This window comes from Hahella sp. HNIBRBA332 (assembly GCF_030719035.1).
Taxonomy (GTDB): domain Bacteria; phylum Pseudomonadota; class Gammaproteobacteria; order Pseudomonadales; family Oleiphilaceae; genus Hahella.
Genome location: NZ_CP132203.1, coordinates 6,001,235 through 6,017,054 on the forward strand (window position 1 = coordinate 6,001,235; position 15,820 = coordinate 6,017,054).

Annotated in this window: 20 protein-coding genes and 2 pseudogenes; 6 read left to right on the forward strand and 16 right to left on the reverse strand. The window is 46.5% G+C overall.

Annotated features, from left to right (window positions below; translation table 11 throughout):
- Positions 1-504 precede the first annotated feature (504 nt).
- The 4 genes from O5O45_RS26530 to O5O45_RS26545 all read right to left on the reverse strand — a co-directional run bounded on the left by O5O45_RS26530 (position 505) and on the right by O5O45_RS26545 (position 2,510).
- Entirely contained in the window at positions 505-948 is a 444-nt protein-coding gene (locus O5O45_RS26530; RefSeq protein ID WP_305902316.1) for a GNAT family N-acetyltransferase, read from the reverse strand.
- Between the two features lie 46 nt (positions 949-994).
- The gene (locus O5O45_RS26535) at positions 995-1,387 is read right to left on the reverse strand and encodes a GFA family protein (protein ID WP_371747892.1); all 393 of its coding nucleotides are present in this window, start codon (positions 1,385-1,387) and stop codon (positions 995-997) included.
- Between the two features lie 123 nt (positions 1,388-1,510).
- Positions 1,511-1,897, reverse strand: coding sequence for a DUF4267 domain-containing protein (locus tag O5O45_RS26540; RefSeq protein WP_305902317.1), 387 nt, complete (start codon positions 1,895-1,897; stop codon positions 1,511-1,513).
- A 136-nt stretch (positions 1,898-2,033) separates the two neighbouring features.
- The gene (locus O5O45_RS26545) at positions 2,034-2,510 is read right to left on the reverse strand and encodes an SMI1/KNR4 family protein (protein ID WP_305902318.1); all 477 of its coding nucleotides are present in this window, start codon (positions 2,508-2,510) and stop codon (positions 2,034-2,036) included.
- A 226-nt stretch (positions 2,511-2,736) separates the two neighbouring features.
- Between O5O45_RS26545 and O5O45_RS26550 the strand changes: the two genes are divergently transcribed.
- The gene (locus O5O45_RS26550; RefSeq protein WP_371747893.1) at positions 2,737-2,877 is read left to right on the forward strand and encodes a hypothetical protein; all 141 of its coding nucleotides are present in this window, start codon (positions 2,737-2,739) and stop codon (positions 2,875-2,877) included.
- Between the two features lie 283 nt (positions 2,878-3,160).
- On the opposite strand, the pseudogene O5O45_RS26555 reads toward O5O45_RS26550, so the two are convergent.
- From O5O45_RS26555 to merT, 5 genes and pseudogenes are all read right to left on the reverse strand, one after another.
- Positions 3,161-3,730: pseudogene (locus O5O45_RS26555) on the reverse strand (IS3 family transposase); the annotation flags it as partial.
- Positions 3,731-3,877: 147 nt separating this feature from the next.
- The gene (locus O5O45_RS26560) at positions 3,878-4,378 is read right to left on the reverse strand and encodes a globin (RefSeq protein WP_305902319.1); all 501 of its coding nucleotides are present in this window, start codon (positions 4,376-4,378) and stop codon (positions 3,878-3,880) included.
- Positions 4,371-4,586: a GDCCVxC domain-containing (seleno)protein gene (locus O5O45_RS26565; protein ID WP_305902320.1), complete on the reverse strand. Its 216-nt coding sequence runs from the start codon at positions 4,584-4,586 to the stop codon at positions 4,371-4,373. Before O5O45_RS26565 ends, O5O45_RS26560 begins: the two co-directional genes overlap by 8 nt.
- Entirely contained in the window at positions 4,583-4,867 is a 285-nt protein-coding gene (merP, locus tag O5O45_RS26570; protein WP_305902321.1) for a mercury resistance system periplasmic binding protein MerP, read from the reverse strand. The genes O5O45_RS26565 and merP overlap by 4 nt, the downstream gene beginning before the upstream one ends.
- A gap of 12 nt (positions 4,868-4,879) precedes the next feature.
- Positions 4,880-5,251, reverse strand: a complete 372-nt coding sequence (gene merT / locus O5O45_RS26575) for a mercuric ion transporter MerT (protein WP_305902322.1) — start codon at positions 5,249-5,251, stop codon at positions 4,880-4,882.
- A gap of 42 nt (positions 5,252-5,293) precedes the next feature.
- Between merT and O5O45_RS26580 the strand changes: the two genes are divergently transcribed.
- From O5O45_RS26580 to O5O45_RS32065, 4 genes are all read left to right on the forward strand, one after another.
- Positions 5,294-5,698 (forward strand): MerR family transcriptional regulator, encoded by a 405-nt coding sequence (locus tag O5O45_RS26580; protein WP_305902323.1) that lies wholly within the window; start codon positions 5,294-5,296, stop codon positions 5,696-5,698.
- 339 nt (positions 5,699-6,037) lie between these two features.
- A complete protein-coding gene (locus O5O45_RS26585) occupies positions 6,038-6,760 on the forward strand; it encodes a Tll0287-like domain-containing protein (protein WP_305902324.1) in 723 nt (240 codons plus the stop codon).
- Positions 6,761-6,852: 92 nt separating this feature from the next.
- Positions 6,853-8,565, forward strand: coding sequence for a methyl-accepting chemotaxis protein (locus O5O45_RS26590; RefSeq protein ID WP_305902325.1), 1,713 nt, complete (start codon positions 6,853-6,855; stop codon positions 8,563-8,565).
- Positions 8,566-8,846: 281 nt separating this feature from the next.
- The gene (locus O5O45_RS32065; RefSeq protein WP_371747894.1) at positions 8,847-9,212 is read left to right on the forward strand and encodes a DUF192 domain-containing protein; all 366 of its coding nucleotides are present in this window, start codon (positions 8,847-8,849) and stop codon (positions 9,210-9,212) included.
- Positions 9,213-9,259: 47 nt separating this feature from the next.
- On the opposite strand, the gene O5O45_RS26595 is transcribed toward O5O45_RS32065, so the two are convergent.
- The 3 genes and pseudogenes from O5O45_RS26595 to O5O45_RS26605 all read right to left on the reverse strand — a co-directional run.
- The gene (locus O5O45_RS26595) at positions 9,260-9,646 is read right to left on the reverse strand and encodes a type 2 periplasmic-binding domain-containing protein (RefSeq protein WP_305902326.1); all 387 of its coding nucleotides are present in this window, start codon (positions 9,644-9,646) and stop codon (positions 9,260-9,262) included.
- Positions 9,647-9,965: 319 nt separating this feature from the next.
- Entirely contained in the window at positions 9,966-10,694 is a 729-nt protein-coding gene (locus O5O45_RS26600) for a substrate-binding periplasmic protein (protein WP_305902327.1), read from the reverse strand.
- Positions 10,695-11,055: 361 nt separating this feature from the next.
- A pseudogene (locus O5O45_RS26605) lies at positions 11,056-11,958 on the reverse strand (IS3 family transposase); the annotation flags it as partial.
- Between the two features lie 300 nt (positions 11,959-12,258).
- Here O5O45_RS26605 and O5O45_RS26610 point away from each other — a divergent pair.
- Positions 12,259-12,507, forward strand: a complete 249-nt coding sequence (locus tag O5O45_RS26610) for a hypothetical protein (protein ID WP_305902328.1) — start codon at positions 12,259-12,261, stop codon at positions 12,505-12,507.
- Positions 12,508-12,621: 114 nt separating this feature from the next.
- Here the strand turns inward: O5O45_RS26610 and O5O45_RS26615 are convergent, their stop codons facing one another.
- The 4 genes from O5O45_RS26615 to O5O45_RS26630 all read right to left on the reverse strand — a co-directional run bounded on the left by O5O45_RS26615 (position 12,622) and on the right by O5O45_RS26630 (position 15,816).
- On the reverse strand, positions 12,622-12,867 hold the full coding sequence (locus O5O45_RS26615) for a hypothetical protein (RefSeq protein ID WP_305902329.1): 246 nt from the start codon (positions 12,865-12,867) through the stop codon (positions 12,622-12,624).
- A 597-nt stretch (positions 12,868-13,464) separates the two neighbouring features.
- On the reverse strand, positions 13,465-14,058 hold the full coding sequence (locus O5O45_RS26620; protein ID WP_305902330.1) for an imm11 family protein: 594 nt from the start codon (positions 14,056-14,058) through the stop codon (positions 13,465-13,467).
- A 337-nt stretch (positions 14,059-14,395) separates the two neighbouring features.
- Positions 14,396-14,776 carry a hypothetical protein gene (locus tag O5O45_RS26625; RefSeq protein WP_305902331.1) on the reverse strand — a complete coding sequence of 127 codons (381 nt, stop codon included), beginning with the start codon at positions 14,774-14,776 and terminating at the stop codon, positions 14,396-14,398.
- A 23-nt stretch (positions 14,777-14,799) separates the two neighbouring features.
- Positions 14,800-15,816, reverse strand: coding sequence for an RHS repeat domain-containing protein (locus O5O45_RS26630; protein WP_305902332.1), 1,017 nt, complete (start codon positions 15,814-15,816; stop codon positions 14,800-14,802).
- Positions 15,817-15,820 lie beyond the last annotated feature (4 nt).

A 15,820-nucleotide genomic window follows, 5' to 3' on the forward strand; every position in this document is an offset into this window, starting at 1 on the left:
CAAAGCATTCAATAATGGAATTCTTGATCTATCCAAAACCTTTCCCCCTGGGACTTAGAGCCTAACTCCCTTTTCACAAACTCGGCATTTACGAAAACCGCGCAGGCGTGGGGAGGAGTGAATTTTCACTAAGTAGAAGGTTTCACAGCACGCTGACCGGATGCTTGGTTGCTAATCCGGCCTCTCAACATTCACATAGAATATATGATTAATATTTCTCTTTGATTTTCAGAAAACTAAAAAATATAGAGATATCACAATTCCGAAAATTGGACACACATGTCCACATAGCGTCCTCGGAGGTCACCAAAACGGCATCTAATCAGATTTTGGTACAGAAGCCGATATGGCTAATTGCTTGAATCCGCACTTGAGGGCTTAACGCCGCCAGCAGCGGCAGCTTGTATGGAGCATCTTTTGTGTAAAAATGAGCGTAGCGAAACACAAAAGGTGCGGAGTGTAAGCTGTCCATCCCACGCAGTGGGGCGATGCTGCCCGGCCTTGTTAGAAGCGGTAAATAAGTGGAACCACAAAATTTGGAACTTCTTTGCTCGGAAAGTAAGAACTAAACCCAAATTTACGATAAAAACCTTCAGCATTTTTTGAAGAGTTTACACGGATGTAGCCTCTAGTATTTTTAGGCCTGCATTTACTAACCGCCTCGCTAAGCAATAAACGACCAGCACCACAACCGTGATTGACTGGAGTAACAAAAAGATCTGACAAATTCCAAGAATCCTGCACCAAGATAAAGCCCAGCACCTCTTCAGACATACATTTTAAAAATACATTGCTTTCTTTTTGGACACCTTTCTCAATATGTATAAACGTATTTGCAATAATTTCAGCTTTAATTTCTACCGGGACATCAACTGAACTTTCAATTGCTTCTTTGGCAATACCTTTCAGAATCCCAAAATCGTTCTCTGACACTAACTCGATGTTCATTATTCGGACTTCTAAGGCATTGTTATATCCTCGATTGTTTAATGCTTTAGGATGGATGGCCATCAAACTGTTTCGCAGAATCAGCGATTTTAAGCCAATTTGGCTTTTCGGAGACGAATTCGTGGAATTGGTTCTCAATTTCGATTACGTCATCAATACAATTCGCGGCTATTGGAAACGACTCCTCTTGAGAGAGGATTTCTCCGAGAGCTGAACCGCAAACCGAACAAAAACACCGATCGTATTTGTACGGAGGGATTGCCCTGTAAGTGGATATTTTATCTCGACCCTGCGTGATTTTGAGCGCATTGGATTTAACGAAAGCTATAGCACTTGCCCCAACTTTTCTACAACGAGTACAGTGGCATGTGCCCAACATGGTGGGAGCTTCACTTAACTCGAATTGGACAGCGCCACAGCAACAGCTACCTTTAATCATTCTCGTATTTCCTGTAAATGGGTATAACGCCTGCCGCTACGGATTGCGGTAAGAAGGCGGCATTATTATGCATGTTTTTGCATAAATGGTGACAGCTTGACCAAGTCCGCTTGATGGTGCTTGTTAGGCATTTTCTCTTTTTACAACCATTTGCAAAACCATAAATGTAGCAATTAGATAAACTACTGTAACCACATGCTTAGCAACTATATCGGTCGAAGCTCCCGCCTGATAAGCAAGCCAACCATCAGTGATTGGCATTACAGTGCCGAATAATGTAGCCCATAAGAGTACTTTGAAGTTCCGAAGATAAAGCAAAAACATTATTATAAGTGCAACGAACAAGGTACGAGAAGCATATATTTTTACCCAATCTAAATCGCCTTGCGACTCTAAAACAGTACCCCGAACAGCGGAAAATGCCACTGGATCTAAATAAGCGAAAATGGAATAAAAACCCTGTAGCAAGGCCATCAGTAGTACTAACGTAAATCCAATTTTACTCAGCATACTTATTATTCTTCCTGTAACTGTATTTGGCTAATTCTACGACCGCCTAACGCCTCAAACACTGGTTTGGTGAAGCTGGCGGATTTTTTTGGAACAAAAAGGTGACATCTTTGCCAAGTCCGCGTGCTTTGATTTGTTAGCCGTTGCTTGGCGCCAAACCATTTAATAACCATTCTTCTAATGAAGACGCCAATAGATAAATCTCGCTATCGGCCTCCCACTCTACAATTATTCGGCCATCTGGATCTATTGCGATCGGACTTCCTGAACCGTCCCATCCGATGATAAAGCAATTACCAATAGTCCAGCCGTTTTCAATAACACACTCTTCATCAAACTTAGTATAAGTTGAATGCAATTCGTCGATTTGATCTACCCACTCAGAGCCAATGACGCCACCTCCGCAGTTTAAAAGAAACCATTTATAGTCTTCAGGTATCTCTCGACATGCCCCCTCGAACTCTTCGATTTGCGATTTACTCGCAGCAGAATAAGTAATATCTGGCTCTCTTGCTGCCCAGAGATCAAGGATTATTTTCTTCGATTCTTCGCTGATCATATTTAAACGGTTAACATTTGTATATCGTGTATGCGCGTTTTCCCATTCCAACACTTTGAAGATAGTTCCTCCAGCCCACTGATGCCAGTGCAAAAATCCCGGAAAGTCAAACTACCTCATTTACGAAAAAACGTGCGAGTATCTTGACTCCTTCGTTAACGAACATCCTGTGCCGACAGCATCTCCATGACACAGTTGTTCGCAAGCTCTTGCGACGGGCGGAGAAAGACGCAAGCAGTGTCAACTGCCCACATTTCGTCATTCTTACGCTACTCATCTCTTGGCAGCGGGCACAGACATCAGGACAGTTCAGGGATTATTAGGACACAATGATGTTAGTGCAATTCAAACCTATACACACGTCTTGGGAAATCATTACGCGGAAACTGGGAGTCCTCTGGACCGAAATAAATCAGGTTAAGCTAGATTGGCTGTTACAGCTTGATTCCAAAGCATTCAATAATGGAATTCTTGATCTATCCAAAACCTTTCCCCCTGGGACTTAGAGCCTAACTCCCTTTTCACAAACTCGGCATTTACGAAAACCGCGCTGGCGTGGGGAGGAGTGATTTTTTGTTCCATAAAGCCTTGCAGACCGCAGTGATTGTTGGCGGATGCAGAAGCTTTAATTACTGCTTAAATGCTGAACTCGGAACTGGTGGTAGTGAATCGCTCCGGTTTTGTCGGAGGCAGTTTTATTTGAGTCATGCAACTGCAGACTCGGCTTGTTGATAATACAGGTTTTCGTATTCGACGGGAGGCACATCTCCTATCGACTGTAACAATCGACGATTGTTGAACCACTCCACCCAGGTGAGGGTCGCCTGTTCTATTTCATCCAGCCCTTTCCAGGGCCCTTTTTTGTGAATAACCTCCGCCTTGTGCAAGCCGTTGATGGTTTCCGCCAGGGCGTTATCGTAGGAATCTCCTACGCTTCCGACAGAGGCCTTAAACCCCGCCTCAGCTAGGCGCTCAGTGTACTTGATCGACAGGTACTGGCTGCCGCGATCACTGTGATGAATGACCCCCTTGGGCTTTTCTCTCGCCCACAGCGCCTGCTCTAAGGCATCAAGCACAATACCCGTCTGCAGACTTTTGAGCGCACGCCAGCCTACGATATAGCGTGAGAAAACGTCCACAACGAAGGCCACGTAAACGAAGCCTGACCAGGTTGCAACGTAGGCGATGTCTGCGACCCTCAACTGGTTCGGGCGCTCAGCGCTGAAGTTGCGATTAACCAGATCCAGCGGCTTGTCGGCCGGTTCATCGGGAATTTAGCCTCCGACAAACCTGGGGCGACTCACTGTGGTTATTGGATGATGCGGCATTTATTACGCAGGATGATGCCTGCATTGTGGGGCGCGTTTGATTACTGATAGATTAGTTTATAATTTCCACTCTTTTGGAACAAAATGGCCCCATCAGTTCTCACCGCCGAGACCACTTTTGAGGGTCTCTATAGCTGGACTCAGCGCTGTCCGCCATGCGGTGGCGACGATTTCATCAAACTGCTCATCATACTCACTGACTGTTTCAATCAGGCACTCAAGCCACACATCAATCATTGCCGACGTAACCCCCATGGCGCGATGGCAATAAGTCGCCAACGCCAACAATAAGACGTCATCCTCATTGACCTCCCTAATCACATTAGCCAAGGTATAGAGCGCACACCGAAGCTTCTGCGTCTGTTTCATCACCGGAAGACGATTTAGTATTTCCCGAATACCGGAATCTCGAGCCTTGAGACGAAGGCAAAAGCCATTTACAAAGGCGATATCCGTCTTAACCGTCCTAAAGCAACGATCAAAGCTTCGCAGAAATATGATGCGATAGGTGTTATCCGTATCGATTGGACTATTTGCTTCCATTTCAACATTATCGATCTGAAATCCTAACTCGGCAAAAATTCCGCTATCCATTCTTCTTCTGAGCTGGCGGGCAAGGCAAGCTCCCGTACGAACAAAAGACGCAACAATCTCCGGGCTTGGGCCTCAGTAGAGTGTGGCACCCCTCGCACCGGTAAAACCACTGACAGGCGTTTATGGGCATCGTTTCCGTCTTGTCGTGACCGCATTCAGGGCAGGTCAGGATCGATTCACGAAACGGTAATTCTTTCACCTCGGTCATTTCGACGCGCCTTCCGGATGGGATGGGTAACCCGCATTCCGAGTGGCCTGGGTTAACGAGGCAACGCTGGCGACAGCGTCGTCGAAGATCACGAGGGCCTGACGCTTTTCCAGGCTTACCTCGGCTCGTCTAACGCCCTCCGTTCCTATTAACGCTTTTTTCACCGTGATAGGGCAAATAGGGCAGTTCATTCCCGGCACGGACAAAATGACGGTACTCTCCGCAGCAGTGGTGGTGACGGCGAACGTAAGCAGAAAAAAGAAAGGAAGGATTTTGGACATGTCAGCCTCCTCTTAGTAAAACCAGGGCGCAAGTAAGGGAAATATGAAGGGGGTGAGCGCCAGCCCCGCCACGGCGAAAAACAGCGCCTTGTAGGCCCTTCTGACGCGAGGCGTGGCGCACGCCTGATCGGGACCACATTGTGACCGGGGGCGCCAGATGCGCCGCCACGCGAGGAACAACGAAACGGCGGCTATGCCAATAAAAACAGGGCTGTATGGCTCCAGCGCCGTCAAGTTGGCTATCCACGCCCCAGACACGCCCAAGGTAATCAATACCAAGGGGCCAAGGCAGCAGGCGGAGGCGAGGATCGCCGCCATTGCCCCACTTAATAAGGCGCCTCGCGCATTGATGGCTCTAACGGGGTTTGGCGATTCATGTCTCATCCATTAAGCTTACAACCGTACCTAAGTACGGACTCAAGTATCATGACAAACGCCACCTCATCTTTTTCCATTGGGGCGTTAGCCGACAGAGCCAGCGTCAATTCTGAAACCATCCGCTTTTATCAACGCAAAGGATTGATGCGGGTCCCTATAAAGCCTCCAAGTGGCATTCGCCGATATGGAGAAAATGACTTGGTACGGCTACGCTTCATCAAGTCCGCTCAACACTTGGGATTCAGTCTGAAAGAGGTGGGGGAACTACTCAATTTCGAGGACGGCGCTCACTGTGTTGAGGCGCGTGAACAGGCTGAGATCAAGCTGGCGGAAGTCAGGGAAAAGCTCGCAGGGTTAAAACGCATTGAAGAGGCGTTAATAGCGCTGATTGACAACTGCGATTCGCATCAAGAAAAGGGTCCCTGTCCCTTGATTGCCACATTGCAAGAGTGAATCGCGAATAGTCTTTTTCATTCGCCTTGAATTTATAACTCTCGTTAGAGGGGAACTAACGCCTTGTCGCCAAGTTATTGATGCCCAGCCACACAACGCATAGAAATTTATTGGCGTCTCTTGTTGTGAATAATGATTGCTATGCTATACCTAAGTTAAACCCACGCAGTAGCGTGAGGGACATCTTGGCTCCCATGGATTCCTTGACGCAGAAGAGGATTAAGAGTAGTGCGAATTTCCAACTTCTAATGCTTCTCCCCGTCAGCAAGCCAATGTAGATGAACCGACCACGAATGTTGCAGCCGTCCGTTTTCCTTAATCACTCTGGAGGGGGATGTAATGGGCTTCTTAAAGATATATGCCTGCATATTAATTCTGTCGCTTTCCCATCTATCGTACGCCGAAACTGATTTATACGCAGTCAGCGCCGACATAACCACCCTGTATAGATCCGCGAGGGCTGTGATTTCAGATAATCAAGCGCTGATAAATGACGCCAGCAAAGGTGATAAAGGGCTAAGCGCAGAGGCGGTGGTAGAAAAAACGTTGGAAAACTACCGTAAGGCGGTCAATCACGATTTAGATATGACGACCAATACAGACGCCAAGGAGGCGTTATTGCAATCAGTAAGTGAAGTGATGGAGGAGGCGCAGGATCTAATCAATGAACCAGATAAAGGATTTAAAGGTTTTCTTCCTGCTATTTTCGCAAGACAAGTCGCCACCAAGTTTTCACAGAAAATGGAAGGTAAGATGCAAATCAAGCTTACCGCTCCCAAGGACTACGTTCGTAATAGAGCGAATAGGCCTGACAAATGGGAGAGCAACGTTATAGAAAGCATGTTTCGCGATACGTCTTATGAGAAAGGAAAGCCCTACGCGGAACAATCCGCGCTGAAAGGAAAAAACGCTTATAGATACATCCTGCCGGAATACTACGGACCTTCATGCCTCGGGTGTCATGGCGAGCCGAAAGGAAGTCTGGATATCACAGGAGGCAAAAAGGAAGGCGGCGTCTTAGGGGAGCTTGGTGGCGCCATTAGCCTCATTATATTTAATTAGGAGCTAAATAAAGAAGAGCTAACATAATACAGAACTCAGGTAAGAGCGGGATTAATAAAAGATCATGATTGCCATGATTAAGAGGTGGCAAGATGAAGTTAACGATTAGATCCAAGCTAATAGGCGCCTGTATCATCTTCGCTATTGTTGTCGCATGTGGCGTTTTGTATCTTATTAGTCAAATATCCGCAAACACACAAGTAATTACTGAGCAAAATACTTATGTGGCCTCCCAATCGGACTCCGTAAAGCTTCAAAATAAGCTGTTACATCAACAAGCAGATGAACTGAAACGCCTCGCACTTCTCAACGATATATCCAAACAATTTGCAGATCTACGCTTTTGGTTGTACGACTTGTCTGTTAGCTGGTTGAACGAGTCGGAGGGTATGGCGGAACGATCAAGGGATGCGTTGAATAAGAAGTTAGATGAGTTATCTGGGACCAATAAGTCGCTGGCTCAGTCGATCAAAGGGCTACAGGATACTTTCTATGAAAAAATGATTGAGGCAGTGGACGCCTATGTTGACGAAAATAGAGTGCTGGGGAATTCTCTCGTCGCCCAAGCAAGGCAATCAAGCATAGAAATCGATAAGAAGCTTAATGAAGCGCTGCAAGAAGCCCGGAAGACATCCCAGGAAATGAGCGCTCATGTTGAGACGGCGGGCGGCGATGTGATGGAGTCTGCGCACTTGCTGCAGAACTCAGCTTCCAGCGTCCTGAGTAACAACGATACGTTGAAATGGGTGGCGTGGACCGTATTGCTGTCTGTTGTCGGCGTTAGCTTGATTTTTTCTTTTACGCTCATCCGCTCAATTTGTACGCCAATCTTTAAGTTAAGGGACGATATCAGTTATATCCAGGAGCACTCCGACCTAACGCACCCCATATCATTAACGAGCAATGACGAATTGGGTGAAATGGCTCAAGCGTTAAATCAAATGTTATATAAGTTCAAGGAGGCAATGCAACAAGTCAATCAAGCAGCGTCGTCCTTACGTATGGCGATGGAGTCAACGAACACTACGATGCTGGAGACGCATGACGGAGTGAGTAAACAACGGGTAGAAACAGATCAGGTTGCGTCCGCAATTACAGAGCTTGCAGCGACTGTTGAGCAAGTGGCTAAAAATACCGCTGACGCCGCACTCGCGGCGAGTGATGCAGATACGGCCGCTCAAAAGGGCCGGCAAATTGTTGATACAACCAATGCTGCGATTTTACTCCTCTCAGATAAAGTCAAGAACGCCACCCATGTCATAGAGCAGCTACATAGCGATAGTAAAAGCATTGGTTCGCTATTGGACGTCATCCAAGGCATTTCGGAGCAAACAAACCTATTAGCCTTAAACGCGGCAATTGAAGCCGCCAGAGCAGGAGAAGCAGGTAGAGGATTCGCCGTTGTAGCGGATGAAGTGCGCAATCTGGCCAAAAAGACACAGGAGTCCACACTGGTAATACAAACGACTATTCAGAATCTTCAAGGAGGGGCGACTCAAGCAGTAAAAGCCATGGAGGAAGGGCGCAATCAAGCAGAACATGGCGTCGCCCAGGTCGCGGACGCCGCCCGATCTTTAGACCAAATAACAAAATCCGTCACTGACCTAGCCTCCCTCAATACACAAATCGCCAGTGCAGCGGAAGAGCAGATGGCTGTCACTGAGCATATTAATAAAAGCGTAATTAGTATCTCAGAAGTCGCATCGAAAACCACTGGCCGAGTGCAATGCGTTACTGAACAATGCCAGGATCTCACGGACATGTCAGTAGAAATGGAACGCCTAGTCGGACGGTTTAAAATTTAGTACATTAATCTCTCCTATGAGGCGCACCAAGCGGTACTCACTCCCGCCTATAAATATCACTGTACGAAGTAATGTCCTGATATTTCGTTTACAGTAGACAAGGAAAAAACAGAGTAAAGGATTTATGAGTCAGCCCTCGAGAAGCCTGTCTGCAGCAACTATATTCCAACGATTATTGACTTTCTTGTTTGTGATTCTATGCCAAGGATGCGCCTCCAACGATCTTGCTTTTCTAAAGCCCACACATACATTGTTAACGCCCAAGGGCGATCAGATTCCTGTTGGCTGAGCAGTTCCCTTCTCATCAGGGACTACTGTTCTATTATAATACGTTCCAACTTCGCGCATTCTGGACGGCGGAAACGTATTTTAATCTGGACATTATATTCTTGGACGATAGTTATGTAGTTACCGCCATAGAAAGGAATGTTCCTAACTACCGCTATTCCGAGCCGGCCGAGCCGAGACCGCGCACAGGACTGCATCCTTGCCGATTTATTCTGGAGTTGGTTGCCGGGCGAAGTAAAGAACTCAATCTACAGGTTGGTGACCGGCTCCGTTGGACAGTCCCGGAAGAAATTGAAACCTTCCTGCTCTCAGTTTCTCAGCACTCCCGCCCGGTCACGTGGCCGGGGGTCTCTGACTAACTTAGGTATAACTCTCCCCTTGTAGGTTTGGCTATTCCATATCTCAGTCAAAGGTCTGATTTATCCTCACTATGCTCCGTCAGAATTCTCACCTCTGTTCCATCCTGGCGAATCAATTCGAGCCCGAGGTTGAAGTCATCAATAATTTCCTGGTGTTTGGGGTTACGTTTGGACACACAGTTATGAAAGTGATTGATGAATAAAGATGGAGAGAGCAGTTCCAACCTATACGCTTCCAACGCAAGTACTGTGTTCACCAGTTGAACGATGCGCTGCTTCTTCTCCACAACCAAGTCAAGTCGGCCAGCCAGTAACTTTCTGATGTTCGTTTCTGCGCCGAACGCGTACTCAATGTTCAAATAGGAGGATTCCGCCTTATCAAACTCAGGACTCACTTTGGATTTGCTGATGTGGCCGATTCTATAAGGTTTCATATCCTCAAAGGAGCGGAAAACGATCTCTTTGTCTCGGAGTTTTTAACCAGATAGCATCCCACCTTTTCCTCATCTCCGGCTACTACAAGCGATCTGCTCTCAGCGGCTACGACTACAGTGCAAACGAAGCAGGCGAGCACTCCCGCTAGGTTCAAAAGTACAGACGATACGCGCACCATCTCCGCCCCACTAAAATCACGCCACACAAACCCGGGGCGATTCAATCAACAATAAAGTCCAATTTTATTGGGGTCTTTAAGGGGCAAGTAAGCTCAACCAGGATTGTATGCGTGATGCTGCACGAGTCTTCTCGTTGTCCTCAAGGCAACCATTGATTCAATTTCTCCAAGACCGTGTCGTCCACCTGCTTGCTACAAATTATGTAGCGATGATTGCCTGGCGGGGAGTCAGTAAAATGAATGTACTTGTAGTCACGTTGGGAAAACCCCGATGCTTGTATCAGTCCTTCCGCCTCGTCCTCTGCTATAAAGAAATAATCAGCTCGATCAACGTTCAACATTAACAGCATATTCACGTTCTCAACCGTCACCGCCAGTATATTCGGCTTTACCTTCTTAATCAGTTTGTCGATGTATTCACCATAGGAGTATCCGCTTTTCACCAACAGACGAAGGTCTTTTCGTCGAAAAGCGGTCTCAATGCTTTGGCCACTGGAGAGTTTTCCGTTACTGGTTAGAGCCAGTCCAATAGTGGGTTTATCCTGATAGAGGGGGTTACTGTACTTGGCGAAGGTTTCCCTTTCCGGGTTCTTGAACCAGCCGATAGAGCAATCTCGCCCGGAGTTCTTTTTCAGTATTTCAATCTGCCAGTTGGAGGGGGTCTGAACCCAATAATGTGGAATGCCCGCACTTTGGAATGCCTTCGCGGCTGGCGTCGCCGTCAGTCCAAATACAATGCCCGTGTCGGCAGTCGACATGTAGGGAGGTCGCTCGTGGTAGTGGATGGCGATTCGGTCATCGGATAGTGTCGCTTGGCTTGCAGTCAACACCGCCCACAAAAAAAGGTTCCGGCACACATTGAGCTTCATATCAATGCCCCCAACAAATGCTGGTATTCATACCTAAATTATACTATTCCTTTCTAAAACCGCCTCTGATGAAAGGCATTTATGCGGGACGGACTGAAGCCATGAATAGTAGGAGTCACCCCATATCGGGCGGAGCCAGAAACATCGCATTTTGTGATTATAACGAACTGAAACGCCTTCTCGAAACACAAGAGGCGGCGCATCTATTGGACTATGTCGCCACAGTTCGTGGCGTATTCATGTTAAATGGGATGGGCTTCGATCAACTGATCCATAATCCTCTGATGCTACATCAAACGTCGCTCATATTTGCTCTGCTTGGAGAGCATGCTGATCCTGCCCACAAAGATTAGACACGTCATTAAGCGACTTTCGATGCCTCATAACTCTCTGGGCTGAGATACCCATTTGCGCTATGAAGGCGGGTCCGATTGTAATCCACTTCGATATACTCAAACACGGCTTCACGCATTTCTTGTCGGGTTGCGTACCGCTCTCCGTGAATCGCTTCCACTTTCAGGGAGTGAAAGAAGCTTTCCACACAGGCATTGTCATAGCAATTGCCTTTGCCGCTCATGCTGCAACGAAGCCCATGCGCCTGAATCAACGTCTGATAGGCTTCTGAGCAATATTGGGAACCTCGATCTGAATGGACGATCACCCCTTTGGGCTGACGTCGACGCCACAACGCCATGCGCAAGGCGTCACAGACCAGCTCCGATTTCATTCGCTCGCTCATCGCCCAGCCTATGACTTTACGGCTGAACAGGTCCAGCACGACGGCTAGATACAGCCAACCTTCTTGCGTCCACAAATAGGTGATGTCACCCGCCCATTTTTGATTTATCTCCGTTGCATTAAAGTCCTGCTGAAGAAGGTTTTCCACCACAGGCAGGCTATGCCTGGAGTGAGTGGTGGCCTTAAACTTTCTGGCGGCTTTCGCTCTCAAGCCCAAGCGTTGCATGCTTCTGGCCACCGTTTTACGGTTAGCCTGGACTCCCTGTCGCGCCAAGTCTTTGGTCAGCCGGGGCGCCCCATTACGCTTTTTAGCTTTATCAAAAGCGGCTCCAACCTGGATGTCCAGGGATTGCTGACGCTGTCGTCGCAGAGAAGGGGCTTTCTGTCGATGGAGCCAAACGTAGTAGCCGCTTCTTGAGACCTGAAGCGTTCTCGCCATACAAGTGACGCGAAAAAGGCTCGTGTGAGAGTGCATAAAGGCGTACCTCACTTCACGCTTTTGGCGAAGTACGCCGCCGCTTTTTTTAACACGGCAAGCTCTTCCGCCTTGTACTCGTCGGAATAACGTTGGCGAGATTTGGAATTTGATGTTTTCTGTTTGGTCATAGTTCACCTCTGTAGCGTAGTTTACTCGCTTAACAGGGTGTCTATCATTGGTGGGTAGGATCAGTGAAATTGGACCCCAAAAATTCCCGACAGGTTGAGTTAGCAAAAGACGATTATCCACCATGCCCTAGGAGAAAGCTCGGACTCTAAAATCGAAAACCTTTGCCCACCGAGCAAAGTGGTTGACTTTGAGGCTCACGGAGAATTTCAGGAGGGCTATGTGTTTAGAGCTATCACGCCCAGAGACGAAGAGGATTTTTACTTTCTGATAGAACGTTCACAAGAAAGCGACAATCCCACTATCGACGATGTTAAGTTCATATTGGTTAAACATAACTGTGAAATACGCGAGTTGCTTTTATTTCGGGCGCATACTCGGCATTACTACTGTATCGAGGAAATGCCCTTCTCTACTATTGCAGCTAAGTTGTCCTGGCGAGACGTCTGCCCACCTTATTTACAGCAATAATTTCGTAAGTCGCTGACAGTAGACCGTCTCACAAGGCGAGCGTGATTGAGATAATCCAAACCCAAACGGCTCAGTGTTCGTAATCTGCTCAGTCGGCATGCTACAGACTATTATCTACCGTTTCGGCCAATCCTTTGTTCCCAGTAAGATAAATATGGAAATACCACCTATAGCGGCGATAAGTTCTCCTATGTTGCGCAGGCCGACCTCTTCCCCCCCCAACACACTGCCTGAGTTTAGTATAGAGGCAATCATGACAAGCATTCCTGTAAGAGCTAATAAGACGGCCATGCTAATCTGGCTTTTTAAACGTACACGAGATACCAAGGATTCATGGGATGGCTTATGTCTAACTTTCATTACTCAACTCCTTTTTGGCAATAGATCACCATCATACGATGATTAAGTACAATATAGTTCAATTGAGCTGCCCATGAGCTAACAGGTTCTATAACACAACGTTCTGACCTAGAATCTCCAAACCAGCCCAGCACCCTCCGCCTACCCAATGCTGCTATCAAACCACTCGATTTAAACGCATCACAACGTCCTGTTTATAAAGGAAAAATGTTTTTGTGAAGACTGGTACACCAACTTAACAACAGAACGTAGGAGGAGAGAGAATAGCCCAGGAGAGAGGGAGTTAGGGTCTAATAGCATGGCTTGAGACACTCCGCCAAGTACGCGAGAACCAGCAGGAACCCGCGCCACCCTGCACAAACCTACACTAATTAATACGACGTAGAGGGTGTATTGCAGATACAGCGTCTGTAGGGAGTGACAACGGGAGCAAACCTTGTTGAAAGGGGTATTTACAAGTGCGGTGGGTCTGAGCTTGCTATTTCAGGTTGCTTCCAAATGTCTGAGACTCGCTGGAGCTGTCCGTTTCCTCGACCCTGTAAAATAAGGCCAACCTTCTTAGGTTGGCCTTTGATCACTTGTAAAAACCTGATCTAGCTACTTAACTGATTGGAGCTGAGTTCGCGGGGTCTTTTCCTCAAAGATCAATGCTTGGTTGGGCCAGCTTTCCAAGCACTCTTTAATAACTTGATCTACGAACAACAGACCTTCCCAATTCTGAATTCTGAAAGCTTTAACCTCTGGAGATACTTTATTGGGATCAACTACCAATACGGGCACCGCGTAGTATTGCCCCACTTTGTGAGGCACTCCATCCTCTTCTTTCCATAGCTCAACAATTGACTTTTCCTTATCCAAACAATCAATGCACTGCAGGAAGTTCATTACAACCCATTGACCATTCAAACCATCCACTTCAATGGGAATTAGCTGCGCCTCCACTCCTAAAGAGACCAGCTTCTCGGCCAAAGTTTTTTCTACGATGGGTACTTCTAAGTACGTCAGATTAAATGCCAATAGAGTCCCTTGAATTTCAACTTCAGCCTTTAATGGAGCCGGGCCAGAATAATAATTTCCCTTACACAACCACCAAAATTGAAAGTCCTCATCTAAATTCCATCGCAATTTGTCAATGTAGGTTAAATCAGTCCGAGTCATATCCTGCATGACGTTAAAATATCTTTTGGTCATCTCCGGCTTCTCCAACTACCAGTTCTGGTAACCGTTGAGTGTTGAGTCAACAATATTAATAGACAGGACCGCAAGCTGTTTAGCCGCATCATTCAATATATTATATAAGCCTTACTTACTTCAGAGAACTCGCCCCCCCCTTACACCAGATGTATATTGAGCAGAATGCCTTCACATAGCGGGCCAAAAGCAAAGTCACCGTCTTAGACAGTGACTTTGTATGAAGAAGACAAAATCAAGCAACTGATGGCCGACTAGAATATTAGCTGCTCTAACATTTAGGGAAGGTTAATGACAACATTTTTTAATTTAATTAAAACAACCATCTCAAAACATTTTAAAGAACTATTTTCCTACTTGGATCATGCTTACTATATTTTTCGATCCATCCATCTTCTGTATACAACTCCCCGCACAGGCCATCAATATTTTCTTTTATATTTGTCACTTCACCACCATTTTTTACAACAACTTCAATCTCTTCATTCTGTTCGACCATAAAGAGAAGTTCGTGAAGGGTTGAATCTATTACCTCTTTTACTATTTTTGAGACAAATTTCTGTGTATTTTCATCTAGTGATTGGTAAACCACTGCATTTATTTGTGATTCTTGGTCTTTATATCCGCCTGCAAACTTTTGGACAAATCTATCAATCACAACATCTCTTACTTGCGTAATTAATATTTGGCCAAATTTGTCAAGATTCTCATAATTCATAATATGCTCCAAATCATTTTAATCTATCGTTGCCAAGGTATTCTCGAAGGAGCCCTAACGCCCTGGGCTCTTAGATTTAGTAGCGATCTTGCCACTAAACTGCGAGCAAGTTCTCTTGAGGCACCGGCATGTCTTAATGCCTCGACAGCAATTCGAGTATGCTCCCTTAAAGTATTTGGGCGCCCACTTTTCAGCAACTCTCCAAACGCAGCTCTTTGATAAGTGTTCATTACAGTATGCTCAAGCCCAAGCTTCTTCATAGCCTCCTGGCTTATTGAGAAGCCCTTTGCAGGATTATAGCTGACATGACCAACAAAGCCTGATTTCGCATGAATGTGATGACCGCCAACTTTGGAGTATGCACCTAATGCTGTCTCTATTGCGACAACCCCCGCTAAACCAGCAATAGATGCTGACGCTACTCGGGAGTTGGGATGAGAACTGGCGGATATTAGCTCGTATCGATGATATTCCCACACAAACTCGAATTCCCCAGGAAAGTATTTCCAGCCATACCTGAAGGCATACTCATTCATTACTTGAGTTGGATTATCAAACTCTCTTTTATATTCGTTGTACTCTTTCCTACTGAAAGAACCATCTATCTTTTCCCCTGTATTAAAGTCTATGCCAAATAGACCTGATGGATCTATATACTTATAAGGGTTGTTATAGGTATATGTGTACCGATTAAAGTGCGACACACCACCTTGCATAACATCCACGGGGTCCACCGCCATAAAACGCCCCACCACGGGGTCGTAATAACGCGCATTCAGGTACGTCAGCCCAGTATCGTTGTCATGAAGTTTGCCGGTATATCCAACCCTTTCGTCGGCAGCGGCGCCTGATTTGACCACTTTCTCCCCGTATGGGGCATAGGTTTCACGCCAGATGACGTTGCCGCCCTCATCTGTGGCCGCGACCGGCGATCCGAGATTATCGTGATGTAAGTATTTGACACGTATTGCCGCGCTCGAAAGGGACGAGAGCAGCATCAACAACAGAGCGGATAGTGAAATAAACTTCCTAATATCCATGTCT